This window comes from Spirosoma horti, assembly GCF_054776595.1.
Genome location: NZ_BAAHBQ010000007.1, coordinates 366645 through 386329, shown reverse-complemented (window position 1 = coordinate 386329; position 19685 = coordinate 366645). Strand labels below are relative to the sequence as shown.

The window sequence follows — 19685 nt, the reverse complement described above, 5'->3', positions numbered from 1 at the left end:
TCAATCCTTTATCATGACTCGCTGGGGAATTCTGGGACCGGGCCGTATTGCCCACAAATTTGCACAGGATCTGCTTACCTTACCGGATGCCCAACTATATGCCGTGGCGTCGACAAATCAGCAACGGGCGGAAGAATTTGCTTCTGCATATGATGCACCGCATGCGTTCGGTTCGTACGAAGAGCTACTCACTTTGCCTGATCTGGATGTGGTTTATGTGGCCACCCCACATATCAAACACCACGAAAATGCGCTGATGCTGCTCAATGGGGGCGTTTCCGTATTGGGTGAAAAACCCTTTGCCATGAACAGCGAACAGGTTCGGGACATGGTTGATCTGGCCCGTTCGAAGGGGGTATTTCTGATGGAAGCCCTCTGGAGCCGATTTATGCCCGGCATTGAAAAAGCCCTGGAACTTGCCCAGTCCGGTGCCATCGGCAAGGTCGTTTCGGTGAAGGCAGACTTTGGCTTTAAAGCACCTTTCTCGCCAGAAGGTCGGCTTTTCGACAAAGCGTTAGGGGGCGGGTCGTTACTCGACATTGGCATTTATCCGCTGTTTTTATCGTACCTCATATTGGGCAAACCCACCGGCATAAAGGCATCGGCCATTTTCGGCTCAACGGGTGTCGATGAACAATGTGGGATGGTACTGACCTATGCCGATGGCCAGATCGCCTTGTTGGACAGTACGTTACAGGCAAAAACGGACTGCATTGGTCTGATTCAGGGCGAAACCGGGCAGATCCGTATTCATAGCCGATTCCACGAAACGATGGGTGTTACCCTCATCACGGAAGACGGAGAACCAACCGATTTCGATTTTACCCGTACCACGCATGGCTACGATTACGAAGCCCGGCATGTGATGCAGTGCCTGAGTGAAGAACGAACCGAAAGCCCGCTCTGGTCGCTCGACGATAGCCTGAACCTGATGGCGTTGTTGGATGCCGTTCGGGCCGAAGCGGGAATCGTTTACGCCTGATGACAGAGCGATGATGCCTTTACTGACGGGTAAGAACAAGTGCCTAAACTATCCTGCCTCTGTTCACATGAAATGGAGGCCGGTTTAGGCACACTTTCTTACCTTTGTGCTCATTCATTATTCATCATTCATCAGTAGGATGACAGATCGTTATGCCCAGCGCGGGGTTTCCGCCAGTAAAGAAGACGTTCACAACGCGATTGCCCAACTCGATAAAGGCCTGTTTCCGAAAGCATTCTGCAAAATTGTGCCTGATACACTGGCTGGTGATCCGGCGTATTGTACCATTATGCACGCCGATGGAGCGGGCACAAAATCGGCACTGGCGTATCTTTATTGGCGCGAAACCGGTGATCTGAGCGTCTGGAAGGGGATTGCCCAGGATGCAGTCGTCATGAATACCGACGATTTGATCTGTGCCGGTGCAACGGGCCCCATGCTTCTGTCGTCGACCATTGGTCGTAATAAAAACCTGATTCCGGGGGAAGTGATTGCCGAAATTATCAACGGCACCGAGGAAGTGTTGCAGATGTTGCGCGAGCACGGCATCGAGATTTACAGCACCGGGGGCGAAACGGCCGATGTGGGTGATTTGGTGAGAACCGTTATTGTCGACAGCACGGTTATCGCCCGGATGCGACGCGATCAGGTCATCAGTAATGACCGAATTCAGGCCGGTGATGTGGTGGTTGGCCTGGCGTCGTATGGGCAAGCCGCTTACGAAACGGCTTACAACGGTGGTATGGGCAGCAATGGCCTGACATCGGCCCGGCACGATGTGTTGGCTCATTACCTGGCCAGTCAATACCCCGAAAGTTTCGATCCCACCATTGACAAATCGCTGATTTATAGCGGCTCCAAAAAACTAACGGATACCCTGGCAGCTGTCTCCTCTGAAAGCGGAACAGCACAACTCACCGTTCCGGCTGATATTACCGTAGGACAGCTCATTCTATCGCCCACCCGCACCTACGCCCCCGTAGCCAAAGTGCTGCTAGATGAACTCCGGTCGCAGATCCATGGAATGGTTCACTGCTCGGGTGGCGCACAGACGAAAGTTTTACATTTCGTGGAAAATCTGCACATCATTAAAGATAACCTTTTTCCAATTCCGCCCTTGTTCCGGCTGATTCAGGCCGAAAGTGGTACGAGCTGGCAGGAAATGTACAAGGTCTTCAACATGGGACACAGGCTGGAGATTTATTTGCCTGAAGTAAATGCGCAGCGGGTCATTGATATCGCTGAAACCTTTGGTATTGATGCTCAGGTAATTGGACGGGTAGAGCCTTTCGATGGCAAGCGAGTGACCATAGAAAGTGAAGTAGGTAAATTTGTGTACTAGGTTACTTGTTAATTTCATAGATTGCAGGCGGAATATGTGTTTTCACATCAATACGCCTGTCTATGAGGAAATTTTTTACGACCTCTGCACTTGTCTGGCTCCTGGCCTTGTCGATAGGCAACGCGCAGACAACTCCGTTTACGGCTAGCTGGAGTTTCGAGGGAAACGATAACGGTACTTCGTCGAGCGGGTTAGTGAATGCCTCTACGGTTACGTATACGGGTGTCAATTTACTGGCCGTTAGTCCGTATTCATCTGGCTACGTCAATTCAGGAGCCAATGTCCAAAACTGGTCGACATCGCGTTGCGACCAGACGGAATATGTTCAGTTTTCCGTGCAACCGGTCGGTACAGCTACCATTACGTTAACTACCCTCTCGTTCGCTTTTGCCCGATCGGCGCAGGGACCGCAACAACTAACCGTTCGGTCGAGCGCTGATGGATTCAGTAGTGATATTCATTCGCAAGGTACGGCAACGAATTATCAGACGGCCTCCATTGCCTTGACCGGCGCCGGGTTTATGAATCAATCAAATGGCATCACGTTCCGCATTTATGCCTGCAATCCAACGGCCGGCGGTGGAACGCTCAAACTGGATGAGATTCAGATCAACGCTGTGGTCCTGCCAATTACCTTACTTTCGTTCACGGCCAAACCCGAAGGCGACCGTGTTCAACTGGCCTGGTCAACAGCCAGCGAGCACAACACCGACCGCTTTGTAGTTGAACGGAGCTATGATGTAGAAACATACATACCTGTTGGTAACGTCACCGCCACTGGCACCACAAATGAGCGACAGTATTATGGGCTAACCGACTTCAATCCCCGCCCTGGAGCCAATTATTACCGATTGAAGCAGATCGACGCAGGCGGGGCCGTTCATACCTACGGCGTTATATCAACGATCATACGGGCCAATGAACCGACAGTAAGTGTGTATCCCAACCCGGCCAGTTCTGACCGAATCCATGTGCGGCTCTGGAATGCCAATGAGGCTATAATCCAGTTGGTAGCCCCTACAGGACAAGTTTTGGCTGGGCGGATTGACAGACAACCCGGCGAGGCTGATTTAATTTTTGAACAACCTCTGCCATCTGGGCTGTACTGGCTTGAGGTGATTATAAAAGACCATCGGCAGACGTTTACCGTACTGATCCGCTAGCCAGATGTTTGGCGTAATAGACAAACTGGTCTGCCTAAAGACCCAATAACCCAACCAGTCGACTGGTTGGGTTATTGGGTCTTTAGGCATGATGTGCTTTATGACACTAGGCCAGTGTAACGCATACGTATCTCACTTACAGGGCATTAAGAATACGAACGAAGATGTTATTGGCTGTATTTCCGTCGTATGTCTTACCGGGGTCGTCGTTAACATTTACCGTAAGATTTGATGTACTTCCCGAGTTTACTGCCGTGCGGGTGATGGTAAAACCAAGCGTAGCTTTGCCTAAAGCAGGAATTGCTTGACCGGTGTTTATCGTTAGGGTTAATTGGCGGTTGCTCACTGAATTTGTAAGCGTCCAGTTTGCGTTATCCACAGCTACCGGGTTGGTGGTGCCGCCCGTGACATCAATTGCAGTACGGGTGTTGTCGAAGCTAAGTGTATAACCCAGTGGGGCCGTGATTGTAATGACTACGTTTCCGCTGGATGTCGGCTGGCCGCTAAATTCACTTAGCTCTACCGTAAAGCCCCGCGTCGCATCAGCCCCAGATGCCAAGAAGTTTGCCTGAGGAAGCCGGATAATTGGCGACAAATCAACTGGAAGTATCGTAAACCGGGCTACGCTTGGATCATGGTCACTATCCTGATCAAAGAATTCTGAGTTAATATGTACGACGTCATACGCATCTAACCGACTTCTCAGCCCGCTACTCACCATAACATGGTCGATTACCTGCGCATTTCCACCGAAATTGTAGGTGTACTGTTCATTCAACGGCAGGGTTTCAACCAGTGTTGTGAGCGAAGTTGGGCCACTGCCCTTCAGAATGGTAAGTGGAGCCGAAAATTGGAAATCGTTCAAATCACCAGCGACAACGATGCTTGCATTCGGGTCGATTGCCTGAATACTGGACACAAAATTCCGCACGATGGTTGCCTGCTGTCTGCGCTGAGTTTCGCTGCTTAACACTGGTGGCTGCGTTTTTCCAAACAGGTCCTGATCACCTCCTTTGGAGTTGAAGTGGTTCGCGATGACAAAAATCTTCTGCCCATTGAAGACAAACTCACCGACCAGGGGCTTGCGGCTGCTTGAGAAAGCTGAGTTAGTTGGATCGATCCGACCGGGGCTGAACGAGAGTTGCGGCTGGCCGTCCACGTTCGCTACACTAACGGCTGCTGTGGAAGTACCCCCCGGCCGGTCGACAAACGTGACACGAGCTGCATTGAAGAGAAAGCCGACACGAATGTTACCGCCTGGCTCACCACCATCCTGCCCATTGACCGGGTCGATTTGCCGAAATGAGTACGTTGGGCCACCTGCCGCCGTAATGGCGCTAATAAGTGTTTGAAACGTAGTTGTGGCATCGACCGTACCATTGTTTGTAGCACCGTTGTTATCCTGAATTTCTTCCAGATTAATAATGTCTGGCGAACGCAGGTTATTGACGATGCGGCTGGCTAAGTTGCCAAATTTGGTTGCTCCGTCATTGGGATCTAAATTCTCGACATTGAATGTAGCTACCGTCAGTTGATTGTCGGTTGGTACTAACGACGACACTTCGCGAGTCAGTGTGCTGGGTGTGATGGTAAGGGCTGTAGTCGGCAGAACTTCATAATCACCACCGAAGTAGTCCATAATTCCCGTCAGTGAACTGATGCCTGCATTTACATTAATGCCTGCAAGCGAAGTGGCCGGAAAGCTGCCACCACCGCCGGTATATAACAAAATGCGTTCCGGATTAAAGTCATTGGCACTGATCGCAATGCCACCGCGTGCCGTACGACCTGTAACATTGGCACCGTTATCGGCTAATACCCAGATTGAGCTGTTATCCAGTGTAGGGCCAGACGTTACCGGGTTATTGATTGCCACAAGCATACCTTCTAAACTCTCGTAAAAATCAATGCCATCACTGGCCGGGTCAAACGTCAATCCGCTCGTTTCTACATCACCGGCCTGGTCTTCAATAATCTGCGTTGGAATGGTACGGCCGCCATTACCAAGGATTGTCGCCGATGGTAATGCATTACCGGTGGTGAGTACCGTAATTGTTGGCGCATTGATCTGGGTAGTTGTGAGGTTATTTCCCCCGCTGCTGCCACCTGAGCGAAACTCGCTGACGGTGCCGCCTACCGTTACGGATGCACCAATAGGAACCGTTGGGGTCGCATTTTGAAAGACGAAAATACCTTCCGATGTACGGTCATCATTGTCCGGGCTGGGATCCTGCATATAAAAGCCATTGCTTCGTAGGCCCGTAACGATTCCCTGCACGTTGGAAACGGTTTGACCATTAAGCGGGGAAAGGTGAGCTATTCCCTGAATGTCGTGGATTCGTGTACCACTGCCATTACTCAATACCGTTCCACTAAATGGCACATTCAGAGTGGCTCCACCACCCGCAATAGCAATTGTTCCTGTGTAATTTCCAATTCCCTGACCGCCTACTAACTGCACATATATGGGTACATTTGACAAAGCTGAATTGCTGTATGGAATCGTTGATGTTGCACCGAAATTTACATTATCACTTGATACGGCAAAAACAGCCGAGTTAGATGACGCTACCGTAACTGTACCGCTAACTGGATCCAGATTACTGCCGCTCAAAGCCAAGCTAACGCTGGCTGGACCACTGCCTACTAGGTAAGCAGGTCCTTGGCTGCCTGATAGCGTTAACGGATTGGCCGATAAGGTTGGTGGTGTTACCCCCGTTGTTGTACCCGTAATGGAAATATCATCTATACCGACCCATTCGTCATTACCAGCCGCATTGGACGTTATAATTCGGAGTTCGACCTGTGCCTGATTCAAGACTGCATTGGGCAGGCTAACGCTAACGGCCGTTACCTGTGTGGCACTGCTGGGGCCACTCGTTGCATCAGCTACAAATGCAGCAGGAATATTTGTGAAATTGCCCGTTCCACCCACTCGATACTGTAACGCAACCGCTTGGTTCGCGTTGTCTGTTGTATTATCGATGTCGCGCAGGTTATAGGCAATCGTTGCGGTTGTTATCCCCGTTGTATTCAGGAAGATAACAATATGCGGGGCGTCGGCTGTTCCTGAGCCCTGAAGAGCAATGGTTGGATTAGCAATTTCGAACTCAGCTACAGCGCCTGTATTATTGGATACCGCTGTCAGATTAGCCAATACATTCACTGGTGTCGATGAGCCATTTGCCAGTATAGTTTGTGGATCGGTGCCGGTAGCTGTTGTCAGGTCGTCGCCCCGGTAGCCAATAATACTTGGTACATTATCCCAGTTATTATCCGTCGTTATCAGGTTTGTGTTGGTCCAGTTTTGTTGAAATGGTCCCGATGCCAGCGTATAGTAAGTTGCGTTGGTTGGCTTAAGTAATGTATTGGATATTCCTTTCAAACTACTATACCCACTAGCCAGCTTGTTTTTCGACGTGTTGTTTAATAGCCCTACATAGGAATTACTATAAGTTGTTGGTTGTGGCCGGGAAGGGCCTGCCTTACGTTCACTAGTTTCCCCAGTAGGTTTCCCGAATAAATGGGAGGTTACGAAAGTACCAGATGTAAATAGTAAAGTTCCACACAAGAATAGCCCTCGGACGACTTGCGTTCGTATAGTTTGTTTCATGAAATTGAGTTGACTTGTTTGCGCTTTTATTACAAAACTAACCTAGTTGTCCTGTATTCTATCTTACCAAATTGTTATGTTATAAACATTTATATATTTTCGATCTATCGGTTACTGTAAGTATATCTATAAGAGACTAAATGATTTTTAGCGGATACTTACCTGGTTGTACTTCTGATGATTATAGATCAATAGAATGACCCGAAAACTCGGGTCATATTGCCATGCTAAAGTGCTTCCCTTTTGTCCTGCACGTTCGTTCATTTAGGCCAGCTCTAGATTGGATCAAGTTATATAATCCCCCAAAATCATTTGGAGAGCTAAGGTTTTGTTAATGAGAGTATTGCTGAAAATAGCGGTTTTTCAAATAGCCAAAACGAAAAAAACGTAAACACCGTTAAAGTGATGTATGTATAAAATGGCTAGCTTGGGAAAGAGTCGCTGAGATAGTATTCGACCAAAGGGAATGTAGATTAATCTTTTAGGTGCGTTTACTATCTAATCACTGAACATTTAAAAATTTACAAATGAAATCATTCATGGGTTGGTCATTAGCTGGGTTGCTGGTTCTGATACTGACTCAATCAGGCATTGCCCAGAATACAAAAGGCTACAATCTTGGCGATGCTATTGCCGATTTTCGATTAAAAAATGTGGACAACCGTCAGGTTACACTGGCCGATTACCGATCTCAGAAAGGGCTGATCGTCGTTTTTATGAGTAACCACTGTCCTTTTTCGAAAGCCTACGAAGATCGCCTTGTTGCCCTGGATCGTAAATTCTCACCGCAGGGCTATCCGGTGCTGGCCATCATGCCTAATGATCCCAAAGCTTATGAAGACGACTCGTTCGAGAATATGCAGATTCGCTCGCGCGAAAAAAGTTACTCGTTTGCGTATGCCATTGACGAAACGCAGACGACTTCTCGTGCTTTTGGATCTACCCGTACACCCGAAGTATATGTGTTGAAGCAGGCAGGCGGTCAGTTTATTCTTGAATACATGGGCGCCATTGACGATAGCCCGCAGGATGGTGCCAGCGCCCAGCGTCGGTATGTAGATGAAGCGGTTAGTAGTCTCCTCAGCGGTCGTCCTGTGCAATCCCCGATCACAAAACCGATTGGTTGTGCTATAAAATGGAAGTAAAAACGGGTCCAATTGAATCGGTTTAGCCATCGCTTTCTGTGGCTTAGTTTCGGCTTTCTGTCTTTTTTGGCATATCGTTTGTCTATTGAGTTGATGAAAATCAAACTACACAACGATTATGAAAAAATATCCATTGATGCTGACCCGGATCAAACACGTTGCTGGTACATTAATGCTGGTGTCATCGCTGGCACTTCTACAGGCTTGTGGCTCCGACAACAAAAATGAATCCCGAACTGAAGACGCTCTCGAAAAAACGGGTGATGCAATCTCTGCCGATACAAAAGATGCAGCCGCCGATGCTAAGGAGGATATGCGTGAAGCGGGTGATAAAGCAGATGCTAAATCGGACGAAATGGCTGCTGATTTCAAACGGGAACGAGATGAGGCCGTTGCTAAAATGAAGGTCCAAAAAGACAAGCTGGACGCCAAAATCGATGAATTGAAAGTAAAAGCTGATAAACAGAGTGATAAAGCTAAAGCGGAGACCGAACGTCAAAAAGCGAAGCTTGAGGTAGAGCGGAAAGAGCTGGGTGAGGATATGGACAAAGCTCAAAATGCGACGGCCGATGCCTGGAAAGATGTGAAGGCCGGGTTTAAGCAAGCGGGCCATGAGATAGGGGATGCCTTCGACAAAGCTGGGGACAAACTCAAACGGGATAATAACTAATCCTGAGAAATCTCGCTTACTGGTTTTTACACAGGTTGTGCCGACTTTTTTAAAAGTCGGCACTTTTTTTGTTTATAAACACTGTAGAGCCTTTTCCTCAGTTTTGAGGATAGATATGCAGGTAGCGCTTGTATTCCAACGGGGAAAATTGTTATTTTGCGGGCTAAATTGACTGTTAAAAGCGAAATGTCTGTCATTAATAAGATCAGAGAACGTTCGGGGCTGGCTGTCGGTATCATTGCCGTCAGTTTGATCCTGTTCATTGTAGGTGGTGATTTGCTGGGCGGCCGTAGCTTGCTGTTCGGGGGAAACCAGCAGGAAGTTGGTGAGATTGCGGGTCAATCCATTGATTATCAAGAGTTCAACGCCAAAGTAGATGAACTTCGGGCACAGTTTGAGCAACAATCCGGACGGCCACCCGTCGATCAGGATTTAGCCCAGATTCGGGAGCAAGCCTGGAACCAGATGCTGTTTGACATTGCCTACCAGAAAGAGTTCGATAAACTGGGCCTTACGGTTTCGTCGGAAGAACTTGTCGATATGGTACAGGGCAACAATATCAGCCCAGCCGTTCGTCAGGCGTTTACGAATCCGCAGACGGGCGTTTTCGACAAAAGCTCAATTATCAGCTATCTCAAGGGGTTAAAAAACCTGCCTCCTCAACAGCAGGCAGCCTGGGCTAGTTTTGAAAAGAATCTGGCCTCCAACCGGCTTCGGGACAAATACGAAGGCCTCATGCGCCTATCGGTTTTTGCCACCACGGCCGAAGCACAGAAAGAATACCAGGCTCAGAATTCGAAGGCAAATGTGAAAATGCTGTTCGTGCCGTATTACACAATTAATGATACGACTGTAAAAGTAACGGATGCGCAGTTGCAGGATTACCTCTCGAAGCACAAAGATGAATATCCCGGCACAGATAGCCGTTCACTTCAGTATGTGACCTTCTCGGTCGCTCCATCCAAAGAAGATAGTGCAGCGCTCTATAGCCAGATCAAATCGCTGGCTCGTGGCCTGGGAGCTGCTACAAACGATTCAACCTTTGCCCAGCAAAACAGCGACGTTCGGGTACCGCTTTACCTGACGGCTGGCGAAATGCCAGAGCAACTCCGGGCGGCCATTCCTACATTCTCGCCTGGCGGTATTTATGGTCCTTTCCGGGAGGGAAACACGTATTTCATTTACAAATACAGTGGAACCAAGAAAGACACCAACTTTACGGCTCGTGCCAGCCATATTCTGATTCAAACCAAAGGCCTTGCCGATTCAGCTAAAGCCGATGCCCGTCGCCGGGCTGAAGGTATTCTGAAGCAGATTCAGGGCGGGGCAAGCTTTGAAGCATTAGCGCAAACCAATAGCGACGATGGCTCGCGTTCGGTTGGTGGCGACCTGGGTTATTTTAAAAATAATGGTCAAATGGTGAAGCCTTTCGAAACGGCCGTTTTTGGGGCTACATCGGCGGGGCTGATTCCTCGTCTGGTCGAAACCGAATTCGGTTACCACATCATCAAGGTTACGCAACCCAAGACTAACGTACTCTATCGCATTGCGGCTATCGGTAAATCAATTACGCCAAGCCAAACCACCCGGGACGAAGCGCTGCGTAAAGCCGATCAGTTTGCATCAGATGTGAATACGAAAGAAGCATTTGACGCTAAAGTGAAAGAAGATAAATCGCTGGTTGTTGCAACGGCTGATCGTATTCCGGAAGGCGCTAACCAAATCAACGCGTTGACGGGATCAGAAGTCCGGCAAATAGTTCGATGGGCCTTCAATGACAAAACAGATATCAACGCTGTTTCTGAACCGTTCGAAGTGGGCGATCAATATGTCATCGCCGTACTGACCAACAAAACGTCCAAAGACAAAGTCGAAGTCAATGATTACCGGAATGAGTTGACCGCTAAAGTTCGTAACGAACTGAAAGGGGAGCAGATCATTGCTAAACTGGGTAACACCAGTGGTACACTGGAAAGTATTGCGCAGAAATTCGGCGCTGGTGCTCTGGTCGAAGTTGTTGATGATGTGAACCTGGCAACGGGCTTCCTTCGTAGTGCCGGCGTTGATCCTGTAGCGTTAGGTAAAGCGTTTGGACAGAAGCCAGGTAAGCACTCCAAGCCATTTGCTGGTGAAGGAGGGGTGTTAGTTATGGAAACAATAGCTCAGACACCCGCTCCGGCCATTGCTGATTACACGATGTATAAAACACAGATTCAGCAGAACAATACATCGCGAATTGGTTTCTACATCAATGAAGCCATCAAAGAAGCCGCTAAAGTTGAAGATCGCCGGGCTAAGTTCTATTAGCCTTCATTCATCGTATAAGTTCAAGAAAATGCCCCCGTCTATGGTAGACGGGGGCATTTTCTTTTATAGCATGGACGTTGGGTCCTCGCTACTTTACCTGCTCTTTCAAATAGGCAATCATTTTAGCCAGCGCTTGCGCTCGATGACTAATGAGGCCTTTCTCATCCATTGTCATTTCAGCAAACGTACGGTCGTGTCCATCTGGCAGAAAAACAGGATCGTAGCCAAACCCACCCGTTCCCCGTGGTTCTTCCATGATTTGGCCATTAACGATGCCTTCGAACTGGTGTTCGACCCCATGTAGCACGAGTGTAAAAACCGTAAGGAAGCGAGCTTTCCGGTTGTGTTCATTAGCCAGCTTGTTCAGTAGTTTCCGAATGTTTTGTTTATGGTTTCGACTCCCTGAATAATGGGCCGAATCGACGCCCGGCTCACCCTGTAAGGCATCGACCTCCAGACCAGAATCATCCGCAAAACAGGAGACGCCAAAGTGTGTCCAGACATAGTCGGCTTTTTGGCGGGAGTTGCCCGGAATGGTTCCCGAGGTTTCAGGTAGCTCATCCGTGCAACCAATGTCTAGTAGTGTTTTTAGCGTAAAAGCATCACCGAGTCTGGCAGCGACTTCCGCTAATTTATGTTCGTTGTTCGTGGCAAAGCATAGTTCCATAGGCAACAAAAAAAGCCGTTTACAGTCGTAACTGCAAACGGCTTTTGCTAAAATTAGCGTACTGGTTTACCGGCCTGGCTGTGGCATGCCTGGTTGTCCCTGACCCGGTTGTCCTTTCTGAATATCGATCAGGTCAATGTCGAACAACAGAACAGAGTTTGGGGCGATACCCTGATTTCCACGTGGGCCATAAGCCAGTGTCGAGGGGATGATCAGCGTTGCTTTCTCGCCTTTATGCATCTTGCTTACGCCCTCTTCCCAGCCTGGAATAACCATGCCAACGCCAATCTGAAATTGCGCTGGTTTGCCGCCTGCCTGGGGGTTTGTCCGTGAGCTATCGAACACCTTGCCATCTAACAGCTTTCCTGTATAATGCACCTGCACTACATCCCCTTTGTTGGGAGTCGGGCCTGTACCGGGTTGTGTTACAACATAATACACTCCTGACTCGGTCTTCTGCGCTTTGCCCGCCAAACCATTTTTGGCGAGGTAATTTTCAATAACCTTGGCATCGATACCCTTTTGTTTTTCCATATCGATAGCCTGGGCTTTTTTGTACTCATCTTCCGTTTGTACATTCAAAAGCTTTACGGCGATACCAATGTCGGTACCTTTCTGCACACCCGGAGGCAGCGGTTGCATGGCGCGTGTGAAGAGTGAATCAGCGCTTACATAGAAGGTGGCACTGTCCCCTTTGCCAAGCATCGTTAGCCCTTCTTCATAAGAGCCCTTGAAAGGAGGTACCTGGAGCAACATCTGGAAGGGAACGCCTTCTTTATGGGTATCGCGCAGAACGGAATCCTTGTTATTCATCAGGGTAAGATGGAGCGTGAGAATATCGCCAACTTTACCTTTCCGGCTTCCTTCGGTTTGTTCGTGAATTGTGTACTTCAGGCCGTTTTCCGTCACCTGTTGGCGGTTTTTACCGCAGGCCGCAACAACAGCGACAAGTAGGGCGGCTTTCCCGAAATTTTTAAGAGACATGAGAGATTACTTGGTTTATACTTAGAATGCGTTTACGGTACTGGCGGTTCCCCGCTGGAATTTACGGTAATCATACTCGGACTACATCGGCTTACTACCGTAAACTATAAGCCGAACACCGTAATGTTTCTACACTGTTTCCAGCAGCAACTGCTGATATTCCGGCAAAATGCTTAACAGTTTTTGTTCTGTTTCTGCTAGAGACAGCTTAGACCGTCCACCGGAGGCATTGCGGTGACCGCCACCATCAAAATACTTATTGGCCAGGTCACGTACAGAAAAATTACCTATAGAACGAAACGAGATACGTATCTCGTCATTTCGATCGATTAAAATAGCCGCCATCACTACGCCTTCTACGGCCAGTGCATAATTGACCATGCCTTCCGTATCGCCCGTTTTAGACCGGTATCGCTTCAGTTCAGCGTCGGTGAGGGTAATGTAGGCGAACTTGTATTCTGGTAATACCCGCAGTTTTTCGTTTAAGACGTACCCCAGCAAGCGAAACTTGTCAATGGTTACGTTATCGAAGATACGCCGGTGAATGCTGCTCACATCAATCTTCAGATCTACCAATTCGGCCGCCATGCGGTGAACGTTGCCCGTTGTATTCGGATGCCGAAACGATCCGGTATCCGTCATCAGGCCCGAATACAAGCACTCAGCAATGGGAATATCGATCAAGTCTTTATCGCCCAGCGTCACAATCAGCTGAAAAACTAATTCAGCGGTAGCAGCCGCCGTTGGGTCCCAGAGGGCGATGTCGGCAAAGGACTCCGGTTCCAGGTGATGATCGATCAGAATTTTACGGGCCCGCGACTGGCGAACGAGTGGTGCTAATTCGCGAATACGGTCGAGGCTCGAAAAATCAAGACAAAAGATAACGTCAGCGTCGGCAATAAGTTGGCTAACCGGAACGCGTAGTTTTTCATCGAACGCAATGACGTCGTCATTACCCGCCATCCAATGAAGGTTCTGAGAATAATCGGTTGGTGTAATAACCGTTACGTGGTGGCCTTTTTTGCGAAGGTAGCCCGCCAGCCCCAGCGATGACCCCATCGCATCGGCATCGGGATTCTGGTGAGTCGTAATCAGTACGGTCTGGGCTTGCCCGATAACTGCACCAATTGCTTCAATGTCTTGCATATAGAAATGGCCTTGGCCATAATCGAAACCCAAAAGTACGAATAATACTAATTCCGATTGACGATTTAGCGATCGTTGCCAATAACTTTGCGCCTAAGCGCCTGGGGCTCTCCCTACAAATGGGCTTGTGACGGAGACAACGTGGCATTTATCGGGTAAAGCCTTACATTTGCAGACAACCCGCGAAGGGAAATAAAATTTGGATATAAACATTTAAAATGGCAACGAACCAAACATTCACTATGATCAAGCCTGATGCTGTAGAGGCTGGGCATACGGGAGCAATTATTAAACTGATTGAAGAAGCGGGCTTCCGGATCGTAGCAATTAAAAAAACGCAATTAACTACTGAGCGGGCGGGTCAGTTCTATGCTGTGCATAGCGAACGGCCGTTCTATAATGACTTGCGCACATACATGTCTTCGGGTGCGATCGTCCCAATGATTCTGGAGAAAGAAAATGCGGTTGCTGATTTTCGCAAATTGATTGGCGCCACCAATCCAGCCCAGGCCGAAGAAGGTACGATTCGTAAACTGTACGCTAAATCGATTGAAGCCAACGCCATTCATGGTTCCGATTCTGATGAAAATGCAGCCATAGAGGGCAGCTTCTTCTTCGCAGGAACAGAGCAGTATTAACCTGAATCGCAAGAGCGGTCAACGGGTTTTTTCTGACCATATGGACTAGGTATGATTTCACTTTCGCAAAAAAGCGATCATGAAATCATACCCAGGTTGTAAAATCAGAAAAATCCCGGTTTTAATTTCTCATAGTATTTACAAAACTCCCGCAATGCACAAACTTCGCACTTGGGGGTTCGGGCAAGGCATATATAACGACCGTGCAGAATGAGCCAGTGGTGCGCTTTCGGGACGTATTGTTTAGGGATGTGTGCCATGAGTGCTTTCTCCACCGCCAGGGGCGTAGTGGCCGTTAACGGAGCTAGCCCAAGCCGATGCGATACCCGGAAAACGTGGGTATCGACTGCCATTGTCGGCTCATTATAAACCACCGATAGAATCACATGCGCCGTTTTGCGGCCTACGCCCGGCAGTGTCTGCAATTCTTCTACTGTTGCCGGAATTTCTCCCCCAAATTTTTCCATCAACGTCCTGGCCATTCCGACCAGATGTTTGGCTTTATTGTTTGGGTAGGACACACTACGAATGTAGGTGAAGACTTCGTCGGACGAGGCTGCTGCCAGCGATTCTGCTTCCGGGAACCGGGCAAATAGGGCAGGCGAAATCTGGTTAATTCGCTTGTCTGTGCATTGGGCCGACAAGATAACGGCTACCAGCAACTCATATGGGTTGCCAAAATTCAACTCTGTTTTAGGCTTCGGGTAATGCTCCGTGAAGTACTCGATAAAGCGCCGGAACCGTTCTTTCTTTTGCATGGTAATACGTGTCCTAGGCTTTGTCTGAGCACCCAACGGATACCCAGACAAAGCCCAAGACACTAGAACCGGCCAATCCAATTATTCGCTACGTTTGTTGTAAGCGCGCAGTTGGGTTGGCCGGATGGTTTTTAGAATAATTAAGGATTGACTGAACCGTATTTCGGCGGGGTTCACGTTCGATTTTGTTCATCAAAGCCCGCAGTTCGAGGGCTTCGAGAAAGAACGTCATCAATTCCGGTTCCGTCATTAGGGAGTCTTCAATGAGCAGATTTTCCTCTGGCGAGGTCTCCTCATAGACATACCGGATCACATCATCTTGGGTAAATGTTTTTATCATAACTCGGCGAACGTTTGCTTAGTTGTTTGCGCAAATTAATTAACGCATAACGCATACGCCCCAAAGCCGTGTTGATGCTGACGCCGGTTGCATCGGCAATCTCTTGGAAACTCATTTCCTCGTAGTGCCGCATGATAAGCACCTGACGCTGTTGTTCCGGCAATCGCTGAATCAGTTCGCGCAAATGCTCGTGTGTTTCCTGTCGAATCTGGAGTGATTCAACTGAATCCTCCGCAAACTCAAGCGTATTGAAAACACTGCTTCCGTCTTCAAACACCACACTAGGGTAGCGTTTATCTTTTCGGAAATAGTCAATGGCCAAGTTGTGAGCAATTCGAATAATCCAGGGTAGAAATTTTCCCTCCTCGTTGTATCTACCCGACTTAATGGTGTCCACCGCTTTGATAAACGTGTCCTGCATTAAGTCTTCTGCAATGTACTGATCTTTAACGATCAGGTAAATTGTTGTGTAAATCTTCGATTTGTGCCGTTGCACTAATTTAGCAAAGGCTTTTTCATTACCACGGATGTACAGGGAAATCAACTCACTGTCGTTTACCTGGGCTTTTTCCATTTTCAGTAAGACAATTAGGTAACGTAGAGCAGTGTTTCGATAGTGTATAGTGTGTTAAGTTTTTGAGGATTTTTATTTTTCCAGCCTTAAAAGTAAGAAAAAAATAGGCTCAACTGCAAATAAATGTTGCAAAAAATCTGCCAAACGGTAGCTTTTCTACGAAAAACTTATTTTTTCTTCAAGAAAGGCACTGAATCGTACTCCTACTACCAAATATAGCTTATTCAGAGAATTAATTGTACTTACGTTTGATAGTTTTTTATAGATTCAATTAGAAGGTGAATCGTTTAAAATAAAATTAAAATTTTTAGCTTATTTTTTAATAAGTCACCAAACGCTTTCAGAGCTTAGCGTAGCCCAAGCCACCCGTAAACTCACTTCCTTGTAAATTTACGAGTCTGCGGTCGATCATCCATGAATGAGGTGACATTTTTTAAGCAACCCATTGATTTACTGTAGTAAATACTTACTTTAGAGTTCCTGTCAGCTGCTCCATAAGCTGATATATGCCCTATGAAGTCACGTTGGCCTGGAATCCTATTGCTTGGCTGGTATACGACCTGCTTTGGACAAGTGTGTCCTAAACTGCCGGCATTAAACTTCGACCGGCGGGGCGACGCCGTTTACATGGATAGTTTACTTTCTCTGGGCCGAACGCATCGGCAGATCGCCAGCGGGCTGCCCCGAACCTTGCCGAACGATACGTTACGTCTGGAAGGATTACGGTTTATGGCATTGGTGTTTAAGCAAATGCGGGGCACACAGCGTGATAGCAGCTTCTTATATGCCAGGCAGTTAGAAGAACAGGCGCGGCATTACCGAAATACGCTTTATATGGTACGGGCCATGATGTTGCAGGAACATTACATTCGAACGATTAAAGGCGATTTCCCCCAGGCACTGCGCATTAATCAGCGGGCTTCTGAGTTGTGTATAAAGCTACCCCGCGAAAGCTCCCCGAGATGGCAGGTTCAGATGAATATGGGCGATATTTATCTGTTGTTGAAAGAATATGATAATGCATTGCGAAGCTACCAGCTTTCACAAACTTTGCTGGGATACAATACATCGTTGACCCCCAAAAATAGGAAATTACTCATCAGCCAGGCCATTACTCAGCTAGGTGAGGTCTATGAAATTCGCGGCCAGTACGAACTGGCACGCCATCAGTTCGAAACCAGTTTGACGATTGCTCTGGAGGCACGCTCACAGTTAAATGTGGCTTACACAAACGAACGGTTGGGCGACTTTTTCCTCAGTCGGCATCAACCTCTGGAGGCTATCAACTATTTTAATGATGCACTGGCTGTTTGGACTCAGCTTAGGGATCGGGGAGGGCAAGCGGCTGTGTGGGCACGGCTGTCGGAGGGATATACGTTAACCAACAAACCAGAGCTGGCTATTGAGTTTGGCGAAAAAGCCGTTGCTGTTGCCCGCGAGATGGGCTTTATCCGGATACGGCAGATGGCGACTCAGTCGTTGTACCAGGCTTACCGATTGGCCAATCAACCCGCTCAGGCACTCGCCATGTACGAAGAATATAGTATGCTTCGCGATAGTCTGACCAATCTGAAGCGGGTAGAGGAACTATCGACCGTGCAAAAGAAGTATGACATCAATCAGATTCGTCTTGCTGCCGACAAAGAACGGGTTATTCAGCAACAGCAGCTACTAAATGTTCGCCGACAATCAGAAATCGCCCGGCTACGGGCAGAAGCGGAACGCGAACAATTGGCTGGAGAAACCCGGGTAAGCCAGCTTCGGCAGCGGATAGAAACGGAACGGATTCGCGCAGAATCGCAGAAAAGCCGCTTGGAGAATCGGGCACATATTGATAAGCTGAGTCATGATATTCAGCAGGCCAATCTGATGCGGGTCGTTATGGTGGGCGGATTAGCCATGCTGCTTGGCTTTGTCATGGTTTATTATCGGAAAAATCGGCTGATCAATCGCCAGAAGCGGGAGATCGAAGGCTTGAATAGAGATCTGGAAGATAAAGTATTTGCCCGGACGGTTGAGTTGAAACTAGCCAACGACCAGTTGCGGGCCAAAAATCGGGAAATTGAAGAAGCCCTTCTGCGTGGGCAAACGCTCGAACGAAAGCGTATGGCTGCCGATCTGCACGATAGTTTGGGTGGTTTACTGGCCGCTATCAAAACCAGCATGTCGGCCCTCAACCCGGCACATATGGCCGAAGGGGAGCAGAAGATTTATTACAATCTGCTGAACATGACCAAAGAGGCTTTTGCCGAAATTCGGTACCTGTCGCATAACCTGCAACCCGACGAACTAGAAAAGCAAGGCTTGTCGGAGGCTCTGATACGGTTGGTTACCAAGCTTAATCTGACCCAGAAAATAACGTTTCGGTTAGATAATGATGAATTGCCGCGCTTAGGCAAAACGGCTGAGTTTAACCTTTATTCGATTTGCATCGAACTTTGCAGTAATATCCTTCGGCACTCGGAAGCTACGGAGGCCGATATTCTGTTCCGGCGTTTCAATAATGAACTGAATATGATCGTCAAGGATAACGGTTGTGGTATGGATCCGACCGATGCCACGGGCATGGGCCTTCATAATATTCAGGCTCGTATGGATCTTATTCAGGGTCGCTACGAGATTCACTCCAGTAAAGGTGAGGGCACCACGTTTATTTTTATTCTGCCTGTTGCCCCAAATCTGGCTATAGCCTGACCAACGGCTAATCGTTATTGCACCTGCCCGTCAACCAGAAATTCATTTTTGTCGAAATAAGGTAGTTTCTGGAAACCCGACACGGTATAATGTCGGATACCCCAGTCTTTACCGACACTAGGCCCGCTGTCGAGTAACAAACGGCGCTCGGAAGAATAAAGCGGGTTTTTGGTCTGCAAAACGGCCTCAATTCGGCTTGGTTTATGGGTAGCAGAATCAAGTCGCACCGTGAGTGACCGAACAGTCAACCGCTCTTCCGAATTTTTCAGGGTATACTGATACGTTAGCGAGTCGGGTCGAGTGATCTGGTAGCTGCTTCGGAGAGCGGGCTTGTTAATATCGGCCTGCGTAAATAACTCCAGTTCGCGAGTCCAACTGATAGCACTGGTCGTTTGTTGGTTTCGTTTTTCATTGATGGCAACCGTCTTGCGGATGAGCGGTTTTCGGGCCGACAAGTCGGTAATCTGGCCTTTCACGTAGCTCAGCACGTCGTAATAAACGTTCGGTTGCGTTTGCTGGGCAGGATCGTTGCAACTACTGATTAACAGTGTGGATAAGAGAAGAACGGGATAAATGAAACGCATAAATCAGGACAAAACAGCCTTTGATGAAGAGAGGCTTACAAGAGAACCAACACGATTTTTAACAAATCGGTTTGGGTA

General features: G+C 48.2%; 16 protein-coding genes. 8 read left to right on the top strand and 8 right to left on the bottom strand.

Features of this window, described 5'->3' with window-relative positions; translation table 11 throughout:
• Positions 1–13 precede the first annotated feature (13 nt).
• From ACYVAM_RS23125 to ACYVAM_RS23115, 3 genes are all read left to right on the top strand, one after another.
• Positions 14–982: a Gfo/Idh/MocA family protein gene (locus tag ACYVAM_RS23125; RefSeq protein WP_461071480.1), complete on the top strand. Its 969-nt coding sequence runs from the start codon at positions 14–16 to the stop codon at positions 980–982.
• Between the two features lie 139 nt (positions 983–1121).
• The gene (locus tag ACYVAM_RS23120; protein WP_461071478.1) at positions 1122–2324 is read left to right on the top strand and encodes an AIR synthase related protein; all 1203 of its coding nucleotides are present in this window, start codon (positions 1122–1124) and stop codon (positions 2322–2324) included.
• Between the two features lie 62 nt (positions 2325–2386).
• Positions 2387–3487 (top strand): T9SS type A sorting domain-containing protein, encoded by a 1101-nt coding sequence (locus ACYVAM_RS23115; RefSeq protein ID WP_461071476.1) that lies wholly within the window; start codon positions 2387–2389, stop codon positions 3485–3487.
• Positions 3488–3623: 136 nt separating this feature from the next.
• On the opposite strand, the gene ACYVAM_RS23110 is transcribed toward ACYVAM_RS23115, so the two are convergent.
• Entirely contained in the window at positions 3624–6872 is a 3249-nt protein-coding gene (locus ACYVAM_RS23110; RefSeq protein ID WP_461071474.1) for an endonuclease/exonuclease/phosphatase family protein, read from the bottom strand.
• Positions 6873–7627: 755 nt separating this feature from the next.
• On the opposite strand from ACYVAM_RS23110, the gene ACYVAM_RS23105 reads away from it, so the two are divergent.
• From ACYVAM_RS23105 to ACYVAM_RS23095, 3 genes are all read left to right on the top strand, one after another.
• Positions 7628–8245 (top strand): thioredoxin family protein, encoded by a 618-nt coding sequence (locus tag ACYVAM_RS23105; protein ID WP_461071472.1) that lies wholly within the window; start codon positions 7628–7630, stop codon positions 8243–8245.
• Between the two features lie 118 nt (positions 8246–8363).
• Entirely contained in the window at positions 8364–8915 is a 552-nt protein-coding gene (locus ACYVAM_RS23100; RefSeq protein WP_461071470.1) for a sll1863 family stress response protein, read from the top strand.
• Positions 8916–9101: 186 nt separating this feature from the next.
• Complete coding sequence (locus tag ACYVAM_RS23095) at positions 9102–11222, top strand: peptidylprolyl isomerase (RefSeq protein ID WP_461071468.1); 2121 nt, start codon at positions 9102–9104, stop codon at positions 11220–11222.
• An 88-nt stretch (positions 11223–11310) separates the two neighbouring features.
• Here the strand turns inward: ACYVAM_RS23095 and rdgB are convergent, their stop codons facing one another.
• The 3 genes from rdgB to ACYVAM_RS23080 form a co-directional block, all read right to left on the bottom strand.
• Positions 11311–11889 carry an RdgB/HAM1 family non-canonical purine NTP pyrophosphatase gene (gene rdgB, locus ACYVAM_RS23090; RefSeq protein ID WP_461071466.1) on the bottom strand — a complete coding sequence of 193 codons (579 nt, stop codon included), beginning with the start codon at positions 11887–11889 and terminating at the stop codon, positions 11311–11313.
• Between the two features lie 66 nt (positions 11890–11955).
• Entirely contained in the window at positions 11956–12873 is a 918-nt protein-coding gene (locus ACYVAM_RS23085; RefSeq protein ID WP_461071464.1) for an FKBP-type peptidyl-prolyl cis-trans isomerase, read from the bottom strand.
• Positions 12874–13002: 129 nt separating this feature from the next.
• A complete protein-coding gene (locus ACYVAM_RS23080) occupies positions 13003–14019 on the bottom strand; it encodes a DHH family phosphoesterase (protein ID WP_461071462.1) in 1017 nt (338 codons plus the stop codon).
• 218 nt (positions 14020–14237) lie between these two features.
• Between ACYVAM_RS23080 and ACYVAM_RS23075 the strand changes: the two genes are divergently transcribed.
• A complete protein-coding gene (locus ACYVAM_RS23075; RefSeq protein WP_461071460.1) occupies positions 14238–14657 on the top strand; it encodes a nucleoside-diphosphate kinase in 420 nt (139 codons plus the stop codon).
• Positions 14658–14761: 104 nt separating this feature from the next.
• Here the strand turns inward: ACYVAM_RS23075 and nth are convergent, their stop codons facing one another.
• The 3 genes from nth to ACYVAM_RS23060 all read right to left on the bottom strand — a co-directional run bounded on the left by nth (position 14762) and on the right by ACYVAM_RS23060 (position 16329).
• The gene (gene nth / locus ACYVAM_RS23070; protein WP_461071458.1) at positions 14762–15415 is read right to left on the bottom strand and encodes an endonuclease III; all 654 of its coding nucleotides are present in this window, start codon (positions 15413–15415) and stop codon (positions 14762–14764) included.
• Positions 15416–15503: 88 nt separating this feature from the next.
• Positions 15504–15755: a hypothetical protein gene (locus ACYVAM_RS23065; protein ID WP_461071456.1), complete on the bottom strand. Its 252-nt coding sequence runs from the start codon at positions 15753–15755 to the stop codon at positions 15504–15506.
• Complete coding sequence (locus ACYVAM_RS23060; protein ID WP_460941295.1) at positions 15730–16329, bottom strand: RNA polymerase sigma factor; 600 nt, start codon at positions 16327–16329, stop codon at positions 15730–15732. Before ACYVAM_RS23060 ends, ACYVAM_RS23065 begins: the two co-directional genes overlap by 26 nt.
• 513 nt (positions 16330–16842) lie before the next feature.
• Here ACYVAM_RS23060 and ACYVAM_RS23055 point away from each other — a divergent pair.
• Positions 16843–19023 (top strand): ATP-binding protein, encoded by a 2181-nt coding sequence (locus tag ACYVAM_RS23055; RefSeq protein WP_461071454.1) that lies wholly within the window; start codon positions 16843–16845, stop codon positions 19021–19023.
• Between the two features lie 14 nt (positions 19024–19037).
• Here ACYVAM_RS23055 and ACYVAM_RS23050 read toward each other — a convergent pair whose 3' ends face one another.
• Entirely contained in the window at positions 19038–19607 is a 570-nt protein-coding gene (locus tag ACYVAM_RS23050; RefSeq protein WP_461071452.1) for a hypothetical protein, read from the bottom strand.
• Between the last annotated feature and the right edge of the window lie 78 nt (positions 19608–19685).

What these genes read in the sequence shown, in the direction of transcription:
- ACYVAM_RS23125 (WP_461071480.1), top strand. Translation starts at nt 14, where the DNA reads ATGACTCGCTGGGGAATTCTGGGACCGGGCCGTATTGCCCACAAATTT.
- ACYVAM_RS23120 (WP_461071478.1), top strand. Translation starts at nt 1,122, where the DNA reads ATGACAGATCGTTATGCCCAGCGCGGGGTTTCCGCCAGTAAAGAAGAC.
- ACYVAM_RS23115 (WP_461071476.1), top strand. Translation starts at nt 2,387, where the DNA reads ATGAGGAAATTTTTTACGACCTCTGCACTTGTCTGGCTCCTGGCCTTG.
- ACYVAM_RS23105 (WP_461071472.1), top strand. Translation starts at nt 7,628, where the DNA reads ATGAAATCATTCATGGGTTGGTCATTAGCTGGGTTGCTGGTTCTGATA.
- ACYVAM_RS23100 (WP_461071470.1), top strand. Translation starts at nt 8,364, where the DNA reads ATGAAAAAATATCCATTGATGCTGACCCGGATCAAACACGTTGCTGGT.
- ACYVAM_RS23095 (WP_461071468.1), top strand. Translation starts at nt 9,102, where the DNA reads ATGTCTGTCATTAATAAGATCAGAGAACGTTCGGGGCTGGCTGTCGGT.
- rdgB (WP_461071466.1), bottom strand. Translation starts at nt 11,889, where the DNA reads ATGGAACTATGCTTTGCCACGAACAACGAACATAAATTAGCGGAAGTC.
- ACYVAM_RS23085 (WP_461071464.1), bottom strand. Translation starts at nt 12,873, where the DNA reads ATGTCTCTTAAAAATTTCGGGAAAGCCGCCCTACTTGTCGCTGTTGTT.
- ACYVAM_RS23080 (WP_461071462.1), bottom strand. Translation starts at nt 14,019, where the DNA reads ATGCAAGACATTGAAGCAATTGGTGCAGTTATCGGGCAAGCCCAGACC.
- ACYVAM_RS23075 (WP_461071460.1), top strand. Translation starts at nt 14,238, where the DNA reads ATGGCAACGAACCAAACATTCACTATGATCAAGCCTGATGCTGTAGAG.
- nth (WP_461071458.1), bottom strand. Translation starts at nt 15,415, where the DNA reads ATGCAAAAGAAAGAACGGTTCCGGCGCTTTATCGAGTACTTCACGGAG.
- ACYVAM_RS23065 (WP_461071456.1), bottom strand. Translation starts at nt 15,755, where the DNA reads ATGATAAAAACATTTACCCAAGATGATGTGATCCGGTATGTCTATGAG.
- ACYVAM_RS23060 (WP_460941295.1), bottom strand. Translation starts at nt 16,329, where the DNA reads ATGGAAAAAGCCCAGGTAAACGACAGTGAGTTGATTTCCCTGTACATC.
- ACYVAM_RS23055 (WP_461071454.1), top strand. Translation starts at nt 16,843, where the DNA reads ATGAAGTCACGTTGGCCTGGAATCCTATTGCTTGGCTGGTATACGACC.
- ACYVAM_RS23050 (WP_461071452.1), bottom strand. Translation starts at nt 19,607, where the DNA reads ATGCGTTTCATTTATCCCGTTCTTCTCTTATCCACACTGTTAATCAGT.